Here is a 17,870-nt window from a genome sequence, read left to right on the forward strand (position 1 = left end):
GTGCGGATACTCGGAGTCAACGCGGTTTTCCACGATCCGGCCGCCGCGCTCGTGGTCGACGGACAGGTGGTCGCCGCCGCCGAAGAAGAACGGTTCACCCGGCGCAAGCACGGCAAGGAAGCCGTGGCCTTTTCGACCTGGGAGTTGCCGGTGCAGTCGGCGCGCTGGTGCCTACAGCAGGCCGGCCTGTCACCGTCGGACATCGATGCGGTCGGATACTCCTACGACCCGCGGTTGATGGGCGAGGGTGATTCCGACACCGCCGGCCTGGATCGCGACTGGGAGTACCTCCGCACGCTCTATGCCGAACGGGCGCCGCGGTTTCTGGAATCGGCGATGCCGGGCCTGGATTCATCGGTGGTGCAGTTCGTGCGCCACCACGTCGCGCACGCCGCGTCCAGTGCGCTGGCCTCACCGCATCCGGATTGTGCGGTACTCGTCGTCGACGGTCGCGGAGAGCGCACCTCGATGCTGGCCGGTGAATACACCGACCACAAGCTCGATGTGCTGGCCAGCCAGTCACTCCCGCATTCGCTGGGCCTGCTGTACGAGGACCTGACCCAACATCTGGGCTTCAAACGTTCCAGCGACGAGTACAAGGTGATGGCGATGGCGTCCTACGGGAAACCGCGGTTCGCCGACCAGTTCCGCGAACTGGTCCACGCCACCGGTGACGGCGGTTTCCGGACCGAGGCGGTGGACTGGTCGGCATTCGGCAGCGGGTGGGACGACCGGGTGGATCTGGCGTGCAGCGTGCAACAGGTGCTCGAGGAGGTGTTGCTCGAACTGGTGGGCTGGTTGCGCGCCCGCACCGAACACGAGAATCTCTGCCTGGCCGGGGGAGTGGCACTCAACTGTGTGGCAAACTCCAGGCTGCACCGCAGTGGGATCTTCCGCAACATCTGGGTGCAGCCGGCCGCCGGTGACTCCGGCACCGCGCTCGGTGCGGCGCTGGCGCTGGCCGCCGAGGCGGGCGAGCCACTCACTCCGATGCCGTCGGCGGCGCTGGGCCGCGGTTGGACCGACGAGGAGATCGGTGCGGTGCTGACCGAGGCCGCCGTCCCGCATGACCGGCCCGACGACCTGGCTGCCGTCGTCGGGGACGCGCTCGCCGACGACCAGGTGATCGGCTGGTTCCAGGGCCGTTCAGAGTTCGGCCCCCGGGCCCTGGGCCGGCGGTCCCTGCTGGCCGACCCGCGCAGCAAGAAGAACCTGGACCGGCTCAACGCCGTGAAAGGTCGCGAGCAGTTCCGGCCGGTGGCACCGATGGTGCTGGCCGACCGGGCCGCCGAAATCTTCTCCGGCGGGCCGATTCCCAGCCCGTACATGCTGTTCGTGCACGACGTGGACCCCGACTGGCAGTCCCGGATCCCGGCGGTCACCCATGTCGACGGCACCGCCCGCATCCAGACGATCGACCCGGCCGATGAATTGATGTACGCCACGATCGACCGGTTCGCCCATCGCACCGGGGTGCCGGTGGTGGTCAACACCAGCTTCAACACCGCGGGCCGTCCGATGGTCGACAGTCCACGCGACGCACTGGAGTGCTTCGGCAGCGCACCGATCGATCTGCTGGCGATCGGACCGTACGTGGTGCGGAGGCCCAGATGAGCTACACCATCGTGATTCCCAGCATCGGCCGGCCGTCCCTGCAGCGGTTGCTGACCGCGCTGGAGCGCTCCGAGGGTCCGGCGCCCGACGCCGTCGTCGTGGTGGACGACCGGGCCCGGCCCGACCCACCGTTGCTGATCGTGGCCCGCCTTCCGGTGACGGTGTTGCACAGCGGCGGACGGGGACCGGCCGCGGCGCGCAATGTCGGCTGGCGGCATGCGAGATCGCGATGGGTCTGTTTTCTCGACGACGACGTGCTGCCTCATCCCGGATGGACGGCCGCACTGGCCGAGGACCTGCGCGCCGCCGAGGAGTGCGGTGCTGCCGGTTCCCAGGCGGTCATCGATGTGCCGGTCCGGCCCGGCCGGCGCAGCACCGATGACGAGCGGCGCACCCAGCGCCTGGCCGACGCCCGGTGGATCACCGCAGACATGGCCTACCAGCGTTCGGCACTGGTGCAGGTCGGTGGGTTCGACGAACGATTTCCCCGCGCCTACCGGGAAGATTCGGACCTGGGACTGCGGATCACCATGGCCGGCCATCACATCGTGTCGGGAGCGCGGCGTACCCGACATCCGGTCGCATCGGCGACGTTCACGAGCAGCGTGCGCGCACAACGGGGCAACCGTGACGATGCGCTGCTGCGGCGCAAGTTCGGCCGCGGGTGGCGACCGGCGATCGGCGAAGGCCGGGGCCGCCTGCCGGCTCATCTGCTGACCACCGCGGCCGGGGTGGTGGCACTGCTGTCGTCGGTGCTGCGCCATCGTGCCGTCTCGAGGTGGGCGTTTGCCGCATGGTCGGGGATGACCGTGGAGTTCGCCGTGCGCCGCTTCCTGGCCGGGCGGCATACGGTCGGCGAAGCCGTGCGCATGCTCGTCACGAGTGTGGTGATCCCGCCGGTGGCGGTGGCTCATCGGCTCGTCGGCGAGTGGAAATTCCGTGCCGCCCATCGTGATCCACCGCTGGCCGTGTTGTTGGACCGCGACGACACGATCATCGAGGACGGCCCCTACCTCAGTGATCCCGCCGGTGTCCGACCGGTGACCGGGGCGGCCGTTGCGCTCGATCGGCTTCGGGAACGGGGCCTGTTGCTTGCTGTGGTGACGAACCAGTCGGGTGTTGCCAAGGGTTTGATCAGCACGGGACAACTCGACGCGGTGAACGCGCGGGTGGACGAGTTGTTGGGGCCGTTCGACTCGTGGCAGGTCTGCCTGCACGATGCCGGGGACGGCTGCGCGTGTCGCAAACCCGAACCCGGCATGGTCCGGGCGGCCGCCGAGGAACTCGGGGTCGACCCGTCGCGTTGCGTGCTGATCGGCGACACCGGTGGCGATGTGCAGGCCGCGTTGTCGGCCGCAGCCGATGCGGTGCTGGTCCCCACCGAACGGACGCTGCCGCAGGAGATCACCCACGCCCACCGTCGCGCCCGGGTGGCGCCGACGCTGCAGGCCGCGGTGGCACTGGTGCTCAAGGACGCGCGATGAGGAGGCGAGGATGACCCGGGCGTTGGTGGCCAGGCTGGACAGTGCCGGTGACGTGCTGATCACCGGCCCAGCGGTGCGTGCCGTCGCCGCCGCGCACGACTCGGTCACCTTCCTGGCCGGACCGCGCGGCCGGGCCGCCGCCGAGTTGCTGCCCGGGGTGGACGACGTCATCGAATGGCAGGCGCCCTGGGTGGATTTCGATTCGCCCGAACTGACCTCGGATCACGTCGCCGCGTTGCTCAAGCAGCTCCGTGACCTGGCGCCGGATCGGGTTTTCGTCTTCACCTCGTTCCATCAGTCCCCGCTGCCGCTGGCGCTGCTGTGCCGGATGGCCGAGATCAATTGGGTCGGCGCGATCTGCGAGGACTATCCCGGCACCCTGCTCGACCTTCGCCATCACGTCGAGCCCGGTGTCCCCGAGCCCGAGCGGGCCCTGTCGCTGGTTCGCGCCGCCGGTATCGAACCACCCGCCGGCGACGCCGGCTTGCTGCGAGTCGAAATACCCCAGGCGCTACCGGCGGAGCTGACCGAAAAGATCGGCACCGCACCGTATGTGGTGTTTCACCCGGGTGCGGCGGTACCGGCCCGGCAACCGAGCCCGGACCGCAGTGCCCAGATGGTCCGGGCCCTGGCCACCGCGGGCCACCGCGTCGTGGTGTCCGGTGGCGAAGCCGAACGGGAGCTCACCGCAGAGGTAGCCGGCGATGTCGCGGTCGACCTCGGTGGGGCGACCACCCTGGCCACGTTGGCCGGTGTCTATGCCGGCGCGGCCGTCGTTGTCGCACCCAATACCGGCCCAGCGCATCTGGCTGCCGCCGTGGGAGTTCCCGTGGTGTCGTTGTTCGCACCGGTGGTGCCCGCGACACAGTGGCGCCCGTACACGCGTCAGGTCGTGCTGCTCGGAGATCAAACTGCGCCGTGCCGCGGCACCCGGGCCCGCACCTGCCCGGTTCCCGGCCATCCCTGTCTGGACGGGATCAGCGATGCCGCACTGGTGGCGGCGGTGGAACGACTCGGCGCAACGAGTGGGAGGTAGAAACGATGATTGCAGAACACATCGCGGCGTTGGCCCAGGCGGTCGAACGTGTCGACGCCGAGGCCCCCAGGTTGACCGGCTGGGGACGCCACCTTGCCGAGGTGCTCACCGGTGACGGTCGGTTGTTGGCCTGCGGCAACGGAGGGAGCGCCGCCGAGGCGCAACATCTGACCGCCGAACTGGTGGGCCGCTTCCGTGACGAACGAATGCCGTTGTCGGCCATCTCCTTACACGCCGATACCTCGGCACTCACCGCGGTGGCCAACGATTACGGGATTGACGAGATGTTCGCCCGCGGCGTGCGGGCGCACGGCCGCAGCGGCGATGTGCTGGTGGCGTTGTCCACGAGCGGGACGAGCCCCAACGTTCTGGCCGCGGTCAAGGCCGCTCACGAATCGGGGTTGACCTCGTGGGCGCTGACCGGTCCGGCGCCCAATCCCTTGGCGGCGATGTGCGATGACGCCGTGTGCGTGGAGGCACCGAGCACCGCCACCGTCCAGGAGATCCATCTGCTGCTGGTCCACTCGTTGTGCATCGCCCTCGACGACGCGCTGCGGCAGAACGGCAGCATGCCGGCACACCCGGGAGGCGCCGATGACTAGGCCGCTGGTGATCGTCGGCGACAGCATGCTCGACGTGGACATCGAAGGCAACGCCACCCGGCTGAGCCCCGAAGCGCCGGTGCCGGTCGTCGACGCCGACCGGGTCTGGCAGCGGCCCGGTGGGGCCGGTCTGGCGGCAGTGCTGGCCGCGCGGGTGGAATCCGACGTGGTGTTGGTGACGGCCGTCGCCGACGACAACGACGGTCGACGACTCACCGAACTGCTCGCCGGTGCCGGGGTCACCGTGGTGGCCCTGCCGATGGCCGGTGCCACGGTGTGCAAGACCAGGATTCGTGCGTCGGGGCAGTCGATGCTGCGTCTCGACCACGGGGACGGGATCGCCGGAGGGCAGGAGCTCCCGGCGCCGGTGGCCGCCGTGCTCGGCGAGGCCCGTGCGGTCTGTGTGGCCGATTACGGCCACGGTGTGAGTGCCCATCCAGGCCTGCGTCGTGAGCTCGAACGCACCGCTGCGCGGGTCCCGCTGGTGTGGGATCCGCACCCGCGCGGGGCGGCTCCGGTTCCCGGGTGTTGGCTGGTCACCCCGAACCAAGCTGAAGCTCAATCTGTTTCGGCCGAGCACCTCCGCCGCCAATGGGGTGCCCGGGGAGTCAGCGTGACGCTCGGTGAGCGGGGCGCGACGGTGTCCACCGACGACGGTCGGGTGACCAACATTTCGGTGCCCAGTTCGAACGTCGCGGGTTCGGCACGTTCGGACACCTGTGGTGCCGGTGACAGATTCGCGGTGGCGGCCACGCTGGCTCTGGCCGACGGCCGGTCGATCGTCGACGCGGTCGGCGAGGCTGTCGACGCGGCAAGCCGGTTCGTCGCCACCGGCGGCGCAGTGGGCGTTTCGAGACCGGGCCGGATCGGCGCCATCGGCGGCGTATCCGCCGAATTCACCGCCATTCTCGCTGACGTCACCGAGGTGCGGGAGCGGTTGCGCCGGCGCGGCGGCAGGCTCGTCGCCACCGGCGGATGCTTCGACCTGCTGCACACCGGGCACGTACGGCTGCTGCACCAGGCCCGCCAGTTGGGGGACGCCCTGGTGGTGTTGCTCAACTCCGACGCTTCGGTGCGCGCTCTGAAAGGGCCCAGCCGGCCGGTGATGTCGCAGGCCGACCGCGCGCGGGTGTTGTGCGCACTGGCCTGCGTCGACGCCGTGGTGATCTTCGACGAGTCCTCGCCCGAACAGCAACTGGAACAACTGCGTCCGGATGTGTGGGTCAAGGGCGGCGACTACACAGAGGCGGATCTGCCGGAGGCATCGGTGGTGCGAAATCACGGCGGGGAAGTGGTTTTACTGCCGACGGTTGCCGGTTACTCATCGTCAAAGCTGATCGCCGCGATGCGGTCGTGACCGAAGGGGTCTTTCGTGAAACTGGGCAATATCATCATCACCGGCGGCGCCTCGGGTCTCGGTGCCGCGACGGTGGAAGCCGTTGTGCGCCATGGTGGCAAACCATTGGTCATCGATCGGAACGCGCCCGCCGGGGACGTGGACTTCGAGCGCGCCGACTTGGCGGACACCGAGGCGGTGGACGCCGCGGTGCGGGCCTTGGCCGAGCGAGCCGGTGGTGTCGTCGACGGGGTGTTCACCGCGGCGGGTATCGATTCGTGCGGGAAGCTCACCGATGTCCCGGCCAAGGACTGGGAGCGGGTGGTGCACGTCAACCTGTTCGGCACCGTCTCGGTGATCCGCTCGGCGCTGCCGTTTCTGAAAGCCAGTGGCGGACGGATCGTGACGGTCGCCTCGACGCTCGGCATCAAGGCGGTCAGCGATGCAACGGCATACTGTGCCTCCAAGTTCGCGGTGGTGGGCTTCACCCGCGCCCTGGCTGCCGAACTGGCCGGCGAGGTCGGAGTGACCACCTTGATTCCCGGCGGAATGTACACCCCGTTCTTCGATGGACGCGACGACCAGTACAAACCCCCGGCCGATGCCTTGCTCAACGAGCCGGCCAATGTGGCCGAGACCGTGGTGTTCGCCCTGTCTCAGCCCGCCGGATGCGAGGTGCGGGAACTCGTGGTGTGCGCCTCCACGGAGTCATCGTGGCCATGACCGTCGCGCCCGATGTTGCCACGCAACGTGATTCGGACGCCGACGAGATCTTCGTACTGCGCGCATTGGGTCTCGGGGACCTGATGACGGGCATCCCGGCGCTTCGTGGTCTGCGACGCACGTATCCGTCCGAGCGGATCGTGCTGGCCGCGCCGGAGCGGTTCCGTGACCTGGCGATGTTGTCCGGCGCCGTCACCGACATCGACCCCACCCCGGGGCTGGGTCACCTTCATCCCCGCCGGGCGCCGGCCATGGCGGTGAACCTGCACGGCAGCGGCCCCGAGAGCATCGCCGATCTGCTCGCCCTGCAACCGAAGACGGTGTTGAGTCATCGCCATTCCGGCTTTCCGGAACTGGCCGGGCCGCCCTGGCGCGCCGATCTGCACGAGGTCGACCGCTGGTGTCATCTGATGGAGTGGCACGGCATCAACTGTGATCCACAGGATCTGGCGATCGACCGGCCTGCGGGGTACCCCGACCGATCGGGTGTGGTGGTGATCCACCCCGGTGCGGCATTCGGGTCCCGCCGATGGCCCGCGGAGCGGTACGCGGCGGTGGCAGCCGCGGTACGTGAGGCCGGACACGAAGTCGTGGTGACCGGCGATGCCAACGAGACGGACCTGGCCTCCAGCGTCGTCGAGCAGGCCGGCCTTCCCGAATCCGCCATGTTGGCAGGCAGTCTCGATATTCTCGAGCTGGTCGCGCTGATCAGCGACAGCCGATTGTTGATTTGCGGGGACACCGGGGTGGGTCATGTTGCGACCGCGACCGGAACCCCGTCGGTGCTGTTGTTCGGTCCCACCCCGCCGAGCCGGTGGGGGCCGCGCGGCGAGGGACCGCACGTGGCGTTGTGGGCCGGGGACTGCGGAGATCCGCACGGCGCCGAACCGCACCGCGGGTTGTTGTTGATCACCGTGCCGCGCGTGCTCGACGCGGTGCATCAGGTGCTGGGGGAGTCGACATGAAGGTCGGCGTCGTGGGTGCCGGCTACGTCGGCCTGACCACCGCGGTGTGTCTGGCCGAGCGGGAGCACGACACGGTGTGTGTCGACATCGACAGCGACCGGGTGGGTCGGTTGGCCAACGGGATCACACCGCTCGACGAACCCGGGATGGCGGAGCTGCTGGAGTCCGGGCTGCGTTCCGGCACACTGAGATTCAGCGGGGACTGTGGTGTCTTGGCGGACCGGGACGTGGTGTTCGTCTGCGTGCCCACGCCGAGCGGACAGGACGGTTCGGCCGACCTGACCGCTGTGGACGCCGTCGTCGAGGACCTGGTCGGAGTGTTGCGTCCGGGGTCGGTGCTGGCGATGAAGTCGACGGTGCCGGTCGGCACCACCCGGCGGGTGACCGAGCGGCTGGGCGGCCGGCAGGTTCGTGCGGTCTCCAATCCGGAGTTCCTGCGCGAAAGTCATGCGGTCTACGACTTCCGCCATCCGGACCGGATCCTGATCGGAGCCGACGACGACGACGCGGCCGAGACCGTCGAGCGACTCTACGGGACCGTGGGCGGCGCGATGCTGCGGATGAGCCCGGAGAGCGCGGAGTTGGCCAAGTATGCCAGCAACGCCTTTCTGGCCGTGAAGATTTCGTACGCCAACTCACTGGCGCGCCTGTGTTCCCAGGTCGGGGCCGATATCGACGATGTCACCCGCTGCATGGGCGCCGATGTCCGGATCGGCCCGCACTTCCTGGCCCCCGGCCCCGGCTGGGGTGGCTCCTGCCTGCCGAAGGACACCGCCGAGCTGCTGCACACGGCCCGCAGCCATGGCGTCGAGCTCGGCGAGGTGTCCTCGGCGTGTACGACCAACGCCGCGCAGGCCGAACGGATCCGGCACACCCTGCGACAGACGATGTCGGTCCCGCTGTCCGAGGCGCGGATCGCCGTCCTCGGTCTCACCTTCAAAGCGGGGACCTGCGATCTGCGGGATTCCCCAGCCTTGGCGGTCGGCGCCGAACTCGGCCGCAGCGGTGCCCAGCTCACCGGATACGACCCACGATTGGACGCGCTGAACCCCAGGGCGGTGCGCCGGGCCGGGATCACGACGGCTGACGATCCATATCTGGCCACCAAGGATTCCGACGCGATCGTGGTGTTCACGGAATGGCCGGAGTTCGCGGACCTGAACTGGCCTCGCATCGCCGAACAAGCCCCGTCGGCGGTGGTGGTCGACACCCGCAACGTGCTCGATGCGTCGAGGGTGACCGACACCGGGTTGCGCTACCTCGGCAACGGCCGACCGAACGGATTTTGACCTGCCGATCGGAAGGTCATTTTCGTCGGCCCACCTTTCGGATCATCCGGGCAGTGCTGCCCTCCAGGATCGTCTGCCGCTTGTCGCTGTCGCGCACTCGCGCCGCGCGGCGTACCCCGGCGGCGATGGTCATCCCGTCTCGGTAGGCCTCCACCACCCGGGGGTCGACGTAGGCGCTGCGGGCCACCGCCGGAGTGTTGCCCAGCGCCTCGGAAACCTCGCGCATCACCGCCGATTCCACCCGCTTGATCACCTTGTCGTCGACCGGTGGATCGGCATCGACAAACGCCTCGGCGGCCAGCACCGTACCGTGCCAGGTTCGCAGATCCTTCACCGTGTAGTCGTCGCCCACCATCTCTTTGAACCGGATGTTGAGATCCTCGGCGTGCACGTCGATCCACTCGGAGGACTGCCGGTAGGCCAACAGGCGCTCACCGTCGGCACGGCTGCGCTGGAGCGAGCGGACGGCGCGGGCCACCGCCGGATCCTCGACTCGTAGGGTGCGTCGCACACCGCTCTTGGCCGGGTAGTCGAACTCGACCGCATCCGGGCGCATCGTGATGTGCTCACGTAACAGGGTGGCGATACCGAACGAGTTGTTCTCCTCGGCGTATTGGTCGCCACCGGCCCGGAAGTACCCGAGGTCCAACAGACGCAGTCCCAGTGCCAGCACCCGGGCGCGGGTCAGTCCACGACGGCGAAGGTCGGTCGCGATACCGCTGCGCCAATCGGCAAGGGAGCCTGACATTTCCAGGACGCGGTCGAACTTCTCCTCGCCGCGCTCTTCCTGCCACTGGGTGTGGTAGAGGTACTGGCGGCGGCCGGCGATATCGGTGCCGACCGCCTGGATGTGCCCGTTCGGGTACGAACAGATCCAGACGCTCTTCCAGGCCGGAGGGATCACCAGGTCCTCGATACGTTGCAGCGTGGCGGCATCGGTAACCGTGGTGCCGGTGTCGTCGCGGTAGGTGAACCCGCGGCCGCGGCGTACTCGTTGAATCCCCGGGCCGCGGACGATGCTACGGCGCAATCTCATTGCGGACACTTTGGTTTAGCGCCCGGAGGCCGGTGGGTACGCGGCGAATATGTCATTGTCGGACGGCTTCGGGTCGGGCAAGGAGGAAGCCCGCCGGCACTGCCGCAAGCGTCCGGTCTTGACTCTGCTTCACGGCGAGCGGATACCCCGACCCGGATACGATCACACGCGCAGATCGCGAGCTGTCGAACTGAAGGTGCCGGCTCACGTGGACGCGTTGGCGGTGGTGCGAACGATGACCGACACGCTGGCCAACTACGAGGGTTTGGATACCGAGACGGCTGCCGAGTTGGCTCTGGCGGTCGACGAAGCCTGCACGGCGTTGATCGACATGGCCGCCGCGGGTGCTGTGCTCACGCTCACCGAAGAGCCGAACGAGGACGAGGTGATCGTTCGGTTGTCGACGGTATGCGACGCCGCAGTGGACGATCCGGTTCCGCCGGCTCTCGGCGGCTTCAGCCGGCGGGTCCTGGAAGCGCTGGTCGATCGCGTCGACATTCTCGCCGAAGGTATTGACGGGAGCGACAATGGTTGCCCGGGGACGGTATTCGGCATCGCCCTGACCGTCCGGCGGTGAGAGCCGGCACGTCGTCAGCGATCGAGATCCACCAATTCCAGCTGTCGAGGTTGACTGCGCAGCTGCGTCAGCGCGGCGGGTAGGTCGGTGGAGACCGGCAGGGTGCCTTCGGGGTCGCAGATGCGCAGCACCCGTGAGACCGCGCCGCCGGGAATCAACACCCAGTCGATGTTCGCGCCGGCACACCGGACATTGATCGTGTGAAGACAGGCGAAACAGCAGGCGCCGAAGAATCTCACCGCCGTCATGTCCAGCACCAGTTGGCCGCTCGGCCGAGCGTGCTGGGTTCCGTTTTCGCTCAACTCCGCGGCGTTCGACGCGTCCAGCTCGCCATGGACGTTGACCACTGCGGTGGCCGGCCAGAGCCATTGCGTGTCGAACTGCGCACGAACATGATCGTGGGCTGCCGTGGTAGTTCGCCTTGCGACACTGATTGTCGGCATTTGTGACTCCCTCAGTAGAAACACTGTGGTCACGTCACGATCAGGCTCTGTGGGCTCAAACCCTGAGGTGCAGGGAGTTTGCGGGCCCTGTCACTCGATGACGTTCCGGGCGGCTGTGAACTCAACCTGAAGTGGACTTTACGCCCGATCTTCACTGGCAACAATCGATCTTCCCGTTTCTCAGGAACCTTTAGTTTTCCGGCGAACTTTCGCGCGTAATCCGGACGTCGAGGCGGTTTTCTGGGGGAGTGGCCGCAGGTTTGACCGAGACGTCAATCGGGTAGTCCACGCGTCATGAGGATCGGTGGATTATTGGGAACGCTCGTGCTCATCTGGTTGCTGATCGGCGTAGTCGCGGCCTGGCAGCGCGACTATTTCCATGGCGGATCAACGAACTGTGCAACTGCCGGCGCCATTGCGCTCACGGTCCTCGCCGGGCCGTTGAACTATGCGGGCGTCAATCCGAAGGTGGACGAATGCCGTTTGCCGCAACCCAGTGCGATGGATTCCATCGCCGTCGTGAAGTGAGGTTGTCATGATTGTGCTCGGGGCAATTCTGCTCATTCTCGGCCTGATCCTCGACGTCTACCTGCTCTGGGTGGTGGGCGTGATCCTGCTGGTGATCGGGGCCGTGTTCTGGCTGCTCGGCATGATCGGGCGCCCAGTCGCGGGCCGTCGAAGCTGGTATTGACGCAAGGCTGGTAGTGACAACAAGGGAGGTGCATGATGCCGAATTCGTCGATCAAGGACGAGAAGCTCTACGAGGAGCTGCGAGACGAAGGTAATTCCAAGGAGAAGGCGGCGCGAATCTCCAATGCCGCTGCCGCCCGGGGTCGTTCGAATGTCGGACGCTCGGGCGGAAAGTCCGGCTCCTATGACGACTGGACGGTCGATCATCTGAAGCGCCGGGCCAAAGAGCTTGGTATCAAAGGATATTCCGACAAGAACAAGGGCGAGCTGATCGGCATGCTTCGCGATCACTGATCGAGCTGTCCCGCGACCCCGCTGCCACCGGCAGCGGGGTCGTTTCTTGCCTGGGCACAGACCTCTGGCCAGAGGCGCGGGGGCGATCTACCGTGGAGACAGCCCGTTAGGGCAGGTAGGGCGAGAATGGCGGGAAGGAGCAGCCATGAAGGGTCCGAAAGATCCGGTCGACCACGCCCGGACGACCCGGCCGCATGCCGGTGAGTCGATGAAGGACAACGTCATCATGCCGGCGGTGGTCCTGATCCTGATGTCGTTGGTGTTGTTCGTCAGCACCCTGGCCGCGTTCGCCACCGGCAACTCCGATGTCGGGTTCACCGTCGGTGGTCTGTCCGCGGCCGGCTTCCTCATCGGATCGATGTGGCTGGCGATCGAGCACATGAGGGTCCGCCGCATCGAGGATCGCTGGTACACCGATCATCCCGGCGTCATGAGGCAGCACCCCAGTAGCTGAACCCAGCCGCCAGACGACCCGGCCGTCTGCACGGCCGGGTCTGTGTCTCGCTGTCGGCTGAGCCTCGGGGCGGGCTCAGCGCAGGGATCAGAAGGTGGCGGCCAGGATCGCGAAATCGATTGCCAGAAGTACCAACCCGATGATCGGTACCACCACGCTGTAGCGCCAGCGGGAGGTGAACATCGCCAACAGGATCGTCACCACCGGCACCACGGGCGCTCCGTAGAACAACACCCCGAACCAGAATTCCCCGGGCCCTTTGTACGCGCAGGCCGGGCCTGTGCAGCCGGCCATGCTCATCACCGCGCCCATGCCGTAAAGGAACACCGCGATGGCGGCGGGGATGGTCAGTATGGCCAGGATCCATGTCATCGAAGTACGTACCGGCCGCTGCTCGTCCGGCGGCGCCTGCACCGTCTGTGATTCGGTCATGGCCATCGCATACCCAGTTTTGGCCAGTTCTGCACGGGTTACCCAGGCGGCATGGCCAGATTCGGATACACCCTGATGACCGAGCAGAGCGGACCGCGTCAGCTCGTCGACTATGCGATGTCAGCTGAGCAGGCGGGCTTCGACTTCGAGGTCTGCAGCGACCATTACAGTCCCTGGTTGGCCAGTCAGGGCCACGCTCCCAACGCGTGGCCGGTGCTGGGCGCGGTGGCCCATGCCACCGACAGCGTGCAGCTGTATTCCTACGTGACCTGCCCGACGATCCGCTATCACCCGGCGGTCGTCGCTCAGCAGGCGGCCACCGTGCAGATTCTCGCCGACGGCCGGTTCACCCTGGGGCTGGGTAGCGGCGAGAACCTCAACGAACACGTGGTCGGCAAGGGCTGGCCCACCATCGACCGTCGCCATGACATGCTCGCCGAGGCGATCAAGCTGATCCGTGAGCTTCTCACCGGCGACCTCATCGACTTCCGAGGCGAGTTTTTCGAGGCGAGCTCAGCGCGCATCTGGGATCTCCCCGAGGACCCGCTCACCATCGCGGTGGCGATGTCCGGTCAGAAAGCAGTCGAAAAGCTGGCGGTGGCGGCCGACCACCTGATCAACGTCGCCCCTGACTCCGAGATCGTCGATGGCTGGCAGCAACGTCGCCAGGCGACCGGTCTGCTGCCCCACGGAAAGGTGATCGGGCAGATCCCGGTGTGTTGGGATCCCGACCGGGAGGCCGCGGTGGACCGGGCGTACAACCAGTTCCGCTGGTTCGGCGGCGGCTGGTCGGTCAATGCGGATCTGCCGACGCCGGAAGGATTTGCCGCGGCGACCCGGTTCGTGCGCCGCGAAGATGTCGCCGAGGCGATCCCCTGCGGTCCCGACCTGGATGCCATCGTCGCGGCCGTGGCGCCGTACCGAAAGGCCGGTTTCACCGATATCGCCCTGGTGCAGATCGGTGACGAGGGGCAGCAGCGATTCCTCGACGAGGCCGCCACACCGCTACTCGCGGCGTTGCGGGCCGAGCTGGACTGAGCCTCCCGTCGTCATCGGCTCGCCGAGCCGCATCGCCAACGGCACCACCAGCCACATGCTGATGAACAGCAGCAGCGCGAGGGTGCCGGCAACGATGCCGGCCTCGCGGCCGGCGACTGTGTCGAAGATCAACTCGGCGACCCCGGCCATGGCGAGACCGAGCAACAACAGGCCGGTGAATGCGCACCGGTGGGCGGCCGAGACCAACAGGTTCAGCCGGTGTCGGCGAAAAAGCAGGCGATGCATGCCGACCGGGGCGATCAGCAGCCCGGTGGCAGCCACCGAACAGGCGACCGTCGCCAGGTACACCATCCGCATGGACTTGTCGAGCATCGGGAAGTGCTCCTGGAAGGGCAAGGTCAACAGGAAGCCGGTGAGCAATTGCACGCCGGTCTGCACCACCCGCAGCTCCTGCAGCAAACTGGTCCAGTTGCGATCGAGCCGCTCGGCTTCCGTCTCGTGGCGGGCACTGCGATCCCAGCGCTGGTCCAGTTCGGGACGGTCCGGGTCCATACCTGAAGATAATCCCACGTCCTGAACAGGTTTCCCGCAGCGGACGGATGGGCATCCCTGGCGGGAATCTGTGTGGGATGAGGCTAGGGTGCAGGAGAATACGCCGCAGTGCAGAAGTCGAGATTGAAGTCGTGTCATCGGATGGTGTCGTGAGTCGAACGCCGCGCCTACGATACTGTCGCTCCGAGACGCCGGGAGGTGAGATGGCCGACGAACCAGGCCAACTGAAGCAGACGAACCGCACGGAGCGGTCGGTGGAAATTCGGGTTGCCGCCAGGCTCGAGAACCTGGCTGTGGTGCGCACGCTGGTGGCTGCGGTGGCAACTTTCGAAGACCTCGACTTCGACGTCGTCGCCGATCTGCGATTGGCCGTGGACGAGGCCTGCACGGCGTTGATCCGCGCGGCGCTACCGCAGTCGAATCTGAAGTTGAACATCGAGCCGGGCGAGGACGCTGTGGTGATCACGGCCTCGGCCACCTGCGCGGGTGCTGCGGTGGTCGAGCCCGGAAGCTTCAGCTGGCATGTGCTCAGCTCGCTGACCGACGAGGTCAAGACCTTCGCCGACGGTAACGGCCCCGACACCGGCAAGGTGTTCGGCATCAGTCTGACGACGAGGCGAGCGAGCCTGCTGCGGTGAGTTCGGAATATGCAGACGTTCGCGACATGTTTCGCGAACTCAGCGAACTGTCCGAGGACGCGCCGGCATTCGAACGCCAGCGTGAGCGGATTGTGCAGCGCTGCCTCCCGTTGGCCGATCACATAGCGCGACGTTTCGACGGTCGTGGGGAGCCCCGCGAGGACCTCGTGCAGGTGGCGCGTGTCGGCCTCGTCAACGCGGTGAACCGGTTCGACGTGGAAGCAGGGTCGGACTTCGTGTCCTTCGCGGTGCCCACGATCATGGGCGAGGTTCGCCGTCATTTCCGCGACAACAGCTGGTCGGTCAAAGTGCCGCGCCGGCTCAAAGAACTCCATCTGCGGCTGGGGGCGGCGACGGCTGAACTGTCCCAGCGGTTGGGGCGTGCGCCGACGGCCTCCGAACTGGCCGCCGAACTGGACATGGACCGTGAAGAGGTGGTCGAGGGCCTCGTCGCGGGCAGTTCGTACAACACCCTGTCGATCGACAGCGGTGGCGGTGGCGACGAGGACGCCCCGGCGATCGTCGACACCCTCGGCGACATGGATTCCGGTCTGGACCAGATCGACAATCGAGAGACGCTGCGGCCGTTGCTGGCTCAGCTGCCCGAGCGGGAGCGCACTGTGCTGGTTCTGCGGTTCTTCGAATCCATGACGCAGACGCAGATCGCCGAACGGGTCGGCGTGTCACAGATGCACGTCTCGCGGCTGCTGGCGAAATCGTTAGCGCGACTTCGTGACCAGCTGCAGTAACGGTGTCTTGCCGTTCAGCGCGGACAGTGCCGCAGCGACGTTGTAGCACGAGCGCATCCCCGAATCGGGGTCGCAGATCCGTAGCAGCCGGTTGACGGATTTACTGGGCACCAACACCCAGTCGACGGCGCCGGCCGAGCAGTGGTCCGCGATGGTTCTGAGGGCGGAAAATCCTGCTGTACCGAAGAACTCGATGTTCGCCAGATCGATCACCAGCCGCTCGGCCTCGGCGCTGTTGCGCACGGCGTAGTCGGCGAACTCGGTGGCGTTGGCGGCATCAATCTCGCCTCGAGCGCTGATCACCGCCGTCCCGGGCGGCAAACGACGGTTCGCGAATGCGGCGGGTGAGTCCTCGGAGTGGTTGGTCAGGACATTTGCTGGTATGACAGACATGTGTGGCTCCATCAGTCGTAATACATGTATTCGTACTGTTGGTGCGGCGTCAGTCGACGATGGTGCAAGTTCCCGGGCTGTCGACAACGCGCCCCGGCTGTGAACTCAACCTGTCTCGAACCCTACCGCGATCAATGTCACCCGACAATTGTCCGGCCGGATTCTTAAGCCCTGCTCAGGTGCCCGGACGTCACAGGCAGACTTACCGGTATGTCGAATGGTAGGTCGAACATCGGGGCCATCGCCGGTATCGTGCTGGCCGCCGGCGCAGGTCGCCGGTTCGGGATGCCGAAAATCCTTGCCGAGCAAGGGCTTTGGCTCAGGCGAGCGGTCGCCGCATTGGCAGAAGGTGGGTGTGACGACGTGATCGTGGTGCTGGGAGCCGCAGTGGTGGACGTGCCCGAGCCGGCGCGTGCGGTGCTGGCCGAACGCTGGGCCGAGGGGATGAGCGCCTCCGTGCGTGACGGGCTGGCGGCCGCGGGCGCCGCCGAATGGGTCGTCCTGCATACCGTCGACACCCCCGACGTCGGGGCCGATGTGGTGGCCCGGGTGCTGGGCGCGGCACGAGAGGCCGGCTCTGGCCTGGCCCGCGCCGGATACGGCGGGCGGCCGGGTCATCCCGTCGTCGTGGCCCGCCGGCACCTCGCAGCGCTCACCACCACACTGCAGGGCGATCAGGGCGCCAGGGGATTTCTGCGTGGCCGCGACGACGTCGTCATCGTGGAGTGCGGTGATCTGGCCACCGGCCTCGACATCGACGAGCGTTGACGCGACGGGAGTCACCGGAACGCATAGCCACCGTCGGGAAAATCAGGTGTGCACTTCCAGCCCGAGCACGGCCGCGGCGTACCGGCGCACGGTGTCCTCGGATATCGCGGCGGCGTCCTCGAAGCCGGGCCGGCCGCGGCTGCTCAAGAATCCCGTGACGGGGTCGAGGATGACCTCGGCGAGCAGTTCACCGGTGGTCGGCTCGCACACGGCCCAGGTGTAGCGGGTGTCGTCGTTCCAGCCGTCCTCGGCGTCGTGGACATAGTCCAGGTCGTCCTCGCCCAGGTCGGCCAGCGCGGGCCGGTCGTCGACGCGGTCGTCGGCTCGTAGGCCACGCAGATACCACTGGCCGTTGTTGATCTCGACGGGTTCCATCAGGCCTCCACAGTGCCGTCACGGACACAAAGCCGAATGGCCACTTACTGCACCGGATTCACGAGAATCCGTGCCATAAGTGGCCACTCGACGGATGTGTCTACTTGATCTCGGCGATCACGGTGCCCTGAGTGATGGCGGCACCGGCCTCGACGGCCAGACCGGTGATGACGCCGTCCTTGTGGGCGGTCACCGGGTTCTCCATCTTCATGGCCTCCAGCACCACGACCAGGTCGCCGGCAGCCACTTCCTGGCCTTCCTCGACGGCGACCTTGACCACGGTGCCCTGCATCGGCGCGGTCACCGAGTCACCGGAGGCCGCCGCACCGCCACCGCCGCCGCGCTTGCGGGCCTTCGGCTTCTTCCGCACGACACCGGGGGCGGCGGCGCCCCCCCCCCCCCCCCCCCCCACAAAGCCGAC

At 67.3% G+C, this 17,870-nt stretch carries 24 protein-coding genes; 17 read left to right on the forward strand and 7 right to left on the reverse strand.

All coding sequences use genetic code 11. The features are described from left to right. Genes A5740_RS18905 through A5740_RS18940 form a run of 8 tightly spaced genes read left to right on the forward strand, consistent with a single transcriptional unit; the run spans position 1 to position 9,049 of the window. Complete coding sequence (locus A5740_RS18905; RefSeq protein WP_076196495.1) at positions 1 to 1,614, forward strand: carbamoyltransferase C-terminal domain-containing protein; 1,614 nt, start codon at positions 1 to 3, stop codon at positions 1,612 to 1,614. Further along, a complete protein-coding gene (locus A5740_RS18910) occupies positions 1,611 to 3,098 on the forward strand; it encodes an HAD-IIIA family hydrolase (protein WP_076196496.1) in 1,488 nt (495 codons plus the stop codon). Before A5740_RS18905 ends, A5740_RS18910 begins: the two co-directional genes overlap by 4 nt. 10 nt (positions 3,099 to 3,108) lie before the next feature. After that, positions 3,109 to 4,134 (forward strand): glycosyltransferase family 9 protein, encoded by a 1,026-nt coding sequence (locus tag A5740_RS18915; RefSeq protein WP_076196497.1) that lies wholly within the window; start codon positions 3,109 to 3,111, stop codon positions 4,132 to 4,134. A gap of 5 nt (positions 4,135 to 4,139) precedes the next feature. Then, entirely contained in the window at positions 4,140 to 4,736 is a 597-nt protein-coding gene (locus tag A5740_RS18920; RefSeq protein ID WP_076196498.1) for an SIS domain-containing protein, read from the forward strand. Beyond that, on the forward strand, positions 4,729 to 6,093 hold the full coding sequence (rfaE2, locus tag A5740_RS18925; protein ID WP_076196499.1) for a D-glycero-beta-D-manno-heptose 1-phosphate adenylyltransferase: 1,365 nt from the start codon (positions 4,729 to 4,731) through the stop codon (positions 6,091 to 6,093). Before A5740_RS18920 ends, rfaE2 begins: the two co-directional genes overlap by 8 nt. 15 nt (positions 6,094 to 6,108) lie before the next feature. Then, positions 6,109 to 6,795, forward strand: coding sequence for an SDR family oxidoreductase (locus A5740_RS18930; RefSeq protein ID WP_076196500.1), 687 nt, complete (start codon positions 6,109 to 6,111; stop codon positions 6,793 to 6,795). Then, positions 6,792 to 7,760 carry a glycosyltransferase family 9 protein gene (locus tag A5740_RS18935; protein WP_076196526.1) on the forward strand — a complete coding sequence of 323 codons (969 nt, stop codon included), beginning with the start codon at positions 6,792 to 6,794 and terminating at the stop codon, positions 7,758 to 7,760. Before A5740_RS18930 ends, A5740_RS18935 begins: the two co-directional genes overlap by 4 nt. Further along, the gene (locus A5740_RS18940; RefSeq protein ID WP_076196501.1) at positions 7,757 to 9,049 is read left to right on the forward strand and encodes a UDP-glucose/GDP-mannose dehydrogenase family protein; all 1,293 of its coding nucleotides are present in this window, start codon (positions 7,757 to 7,759) and stop codon (positions 9,047 to 9,049) included. Before A5740_RS18935 ends, A5740_RS18940 begins: the two co-directional genes overlap by 4 nt. Positions 9,050 to 9,065: 16 nt before the next feature. Here A5740_RS18940 and A5740_RS18945 read toward each other — a convergent pair whose 3' ends face one another. Next, a complete protein-coding gene (locus A5740_RS18945; RefSeq protein WP_076196502.1) occupies positions 9,066 to 10,085 on the reverse strand; it encodes a DNA topoisomerase IB in 1,020 nt (339 codons plus the stop codon). Between the two features lie 208 nt (positions 10,086 to 10,293). On the opposite strand from A5740_RS18945, the gene A5740_RS18950 reads away from it, so the two are divergent. Beyond that, positions 10,294 to 10,662: an ATP-binding protein gene (locus A5740_RS18950; RefSeq protein ID WP_139335219.1), complete on the forward strand. Its 369-nt coding sequence runs from the start codon at positions 10,294 to 10,296 to the stop codon at positions 10,660 to 10,662. Between the two features lie 14 nt (positions 10,663 to 10,676). On the opposite strand, the gene A5740_RS18955 is transcribed toward A5740_RS18950, so the two are convergent. Further along, complete coding sequence (locus A5740_RS18955; RefSeq protein ID WP_076196504.1) at positions 10,677 to 11,105, reverse strand: STAS domain-containing protein; 429 nt, start codon at positions 11,103 to 11,105, stop codon at positions 10,677 to 10,679. Positions 11,106 to 11,399: 294 nt separating this feature from the next. Here A5740_RS18955 and A5740_RS18960 point away from each other — a divergent pair, with 294 nt between their 5' ends. The 4 genes from A5740_RS18960 (at position 11,400) to usfY (ending at position 12,543) form a co-directional block, all read left to right on the forward strand. Further along, a complete protein-coding gene (locus A5740_RS18960) occupies positions 11,400 to 11,633 on the forward strand; it encodes a hypothetical protein (protein ID WP_076196506.1) in 234 nt (77 codons plus the stop codon). Positions 11,634 to 11,640: 7 nt separating this feature from the next. Further along, positions 11,641 to 11,796: a DUF6131 family protein gene (locus A5740_RS28475; protein WP_139335220.1), complete on the forward strand. Its 156-nt coding sequence runs from the start codon at positions 11,641 to 11,643 to the stop codon at positions 11,794 to 11,796. A gap of 35 nt (positions 11,797 to 11,831) precedes the next feature. Next, complete coding sequence (locus tag A5740_RS18965; protein WP_076196528.1) at positions 11,832 to 12,089, forward strand: Rho termination factor; 258 nt, start codon at positions 11,832 to 11,834, stop codon at positions 12,087 to 12,089. A 145-nt stretch (positions 12,090 to 12,234) separates the two neighbouring features. After that, complete coding sequence (usfY, locus tag A5740_RS18970; RefSeq protein WP_076196508.1) at positions 12,235 to 12,543, forward strand: protein UsfY; 309 nt, start codon at positions 12,235 to 12,237, stop codon at positions 12,541 to 12,543. A gap of 87 nt (positions 12,544 to 12,630) precedes the next feature. On the opposite strand, the gene A5740_RS18975 is transcribed toward usfY, so the two are convergent. After that, positions 12,631 to 12,975, reverse strand: coding sequence for a hypothetical protein (locus A5740_RS18975; protein WP_076196529.1), 345 nt, complete (start codon positions 12,973 to 12,975; stop codon positions 12,631 to 12,633). 51 nt (positions 12,976 to 13,026) lie between these two features. On the opposite strand from A5740_RS18975, the gene A5740_RS18980 reads away from it, so the two are divergent. Continuing rightward, positions 13,027 to 14,013: an LLM class F420-dependent oxidoreductase gene (locus A5740_RS18980; RefSeq protein ID WP_076196510.1), complete on the forward strand. Its 987-nt coding sequence runs from the start codon at positions 13,027 to 13,029 to the stop codon at positions 14,011 to 14,013. On the opposite strand, the gene A5740_RS18985 is transcribed toward A5740_RS18980, so the two are convergent. Then, positions 13,981 to 14,526, reverse strand: a complete 546-nt coding sequence (locus A5740_RS18985) for a DUF6328 family protein (protein WP_076196512.1) — start codon at positions 14,524 to 14,526, stop codon at positions 13,981 to 13,983. The two genes, A5740_RS18980 and A5740_RS18985, sit on opposite strands and share 33 nt — an antisense overlap. A gap of 203 nt (positions 14,527 to 14,729) precedes the next feature. Between A5740_RS18985 and A5740_RS18990 the strand changes: the two genes are divergently transcribed. Continuing rightward, complete coding sequence (locus A5740_RS18990) at positions 14,730 to 15,164, forward strand: ATP-binding protein (protein ID WP_076196514.1); 435 nt, start codon at positions 14,730 to 14,732, stop codon at positions 15,162 to 15,164. Positions 15,165 to 15,190: 26 nt separating this feature from the next. Next, a complete protein-coding gene (locus A5740_RS18995; RefSeq protein WP_254849250.1) occupies positions 15,191 to 15,913 on the forward strand; it encodes an RNA polymerase sigma factor SigF in 723 nt (240 codons plus the stop codon). Here the strand turns inward: A5740_RS18995 and A5740_RS19000 are convergent. Continuing rightward, positions 15,884 to 16,306, reverse strand: a complete 423-nt coding sequence (locus A5740_RS19000; protein ID WP_175616293.1) for an STAS domain-containing protein — start codon at positions 16,304 to 16,306, stop codon at positions 15,884 to 15,886. The two genes, A5740_RS18995 and A5740_RS19000, sit on opposite strands and share 30 nt — an antisense overlap. A 210-nt stretch (positions 16,307 to 16,516) precedes the next feature. Here A5740_RS19000 and A5740_RS19005 point away from each other — a divergent pair, with 210 nt between their 5' ends. Next, positions 16,517 to 17,074 (forward strand): NTP transferase domain-containing protein, encoded by a 558-nt coding sequence (locus A5740_RS19005; protein WP_076196518.1) that lies wholly within the window; start codon positions 16,517 to 16,519, stop codon positions 17,072 to 17,074. Positions 17,075 to 17,116: 42 nt separating this feature from the next. On the opposite strand, the gene A5740_RS19010 is transcribed toward A5740_RS19005, so the two are convergent. Both A5740_RS19010 and A5740_RS19015 read right to left on the reverse strand, forming a co-directional pair. Continuing rightward, entirely contained in the window at positions 17,117 to 17,449 is a 333-nt protein-coding gene (locus A5740_RS19010; protein WP_076196520.1) for a hypothetical protein, read from the reverse strand. Between the two features lie 100 nt (positions 17,450 to 17,549). Beyond that, a partial coding sequence (locus A5740_RS19015) for a biotin/lipoyl-containing protein (protein WP_139335221.1) occupies positions 17,550 to 17,870 on the reverse strand: 321 nt, incomplete at its 5' end.

Source organism: Mycobacterium sp. GA-1841, from assembly GCF_001954135.1.
Classification (GTDB): Bacteria; Actinomycetota; Actinomycetes; order Mycobacteriales; family Mycobacteriaceae; genus Mycobacterium.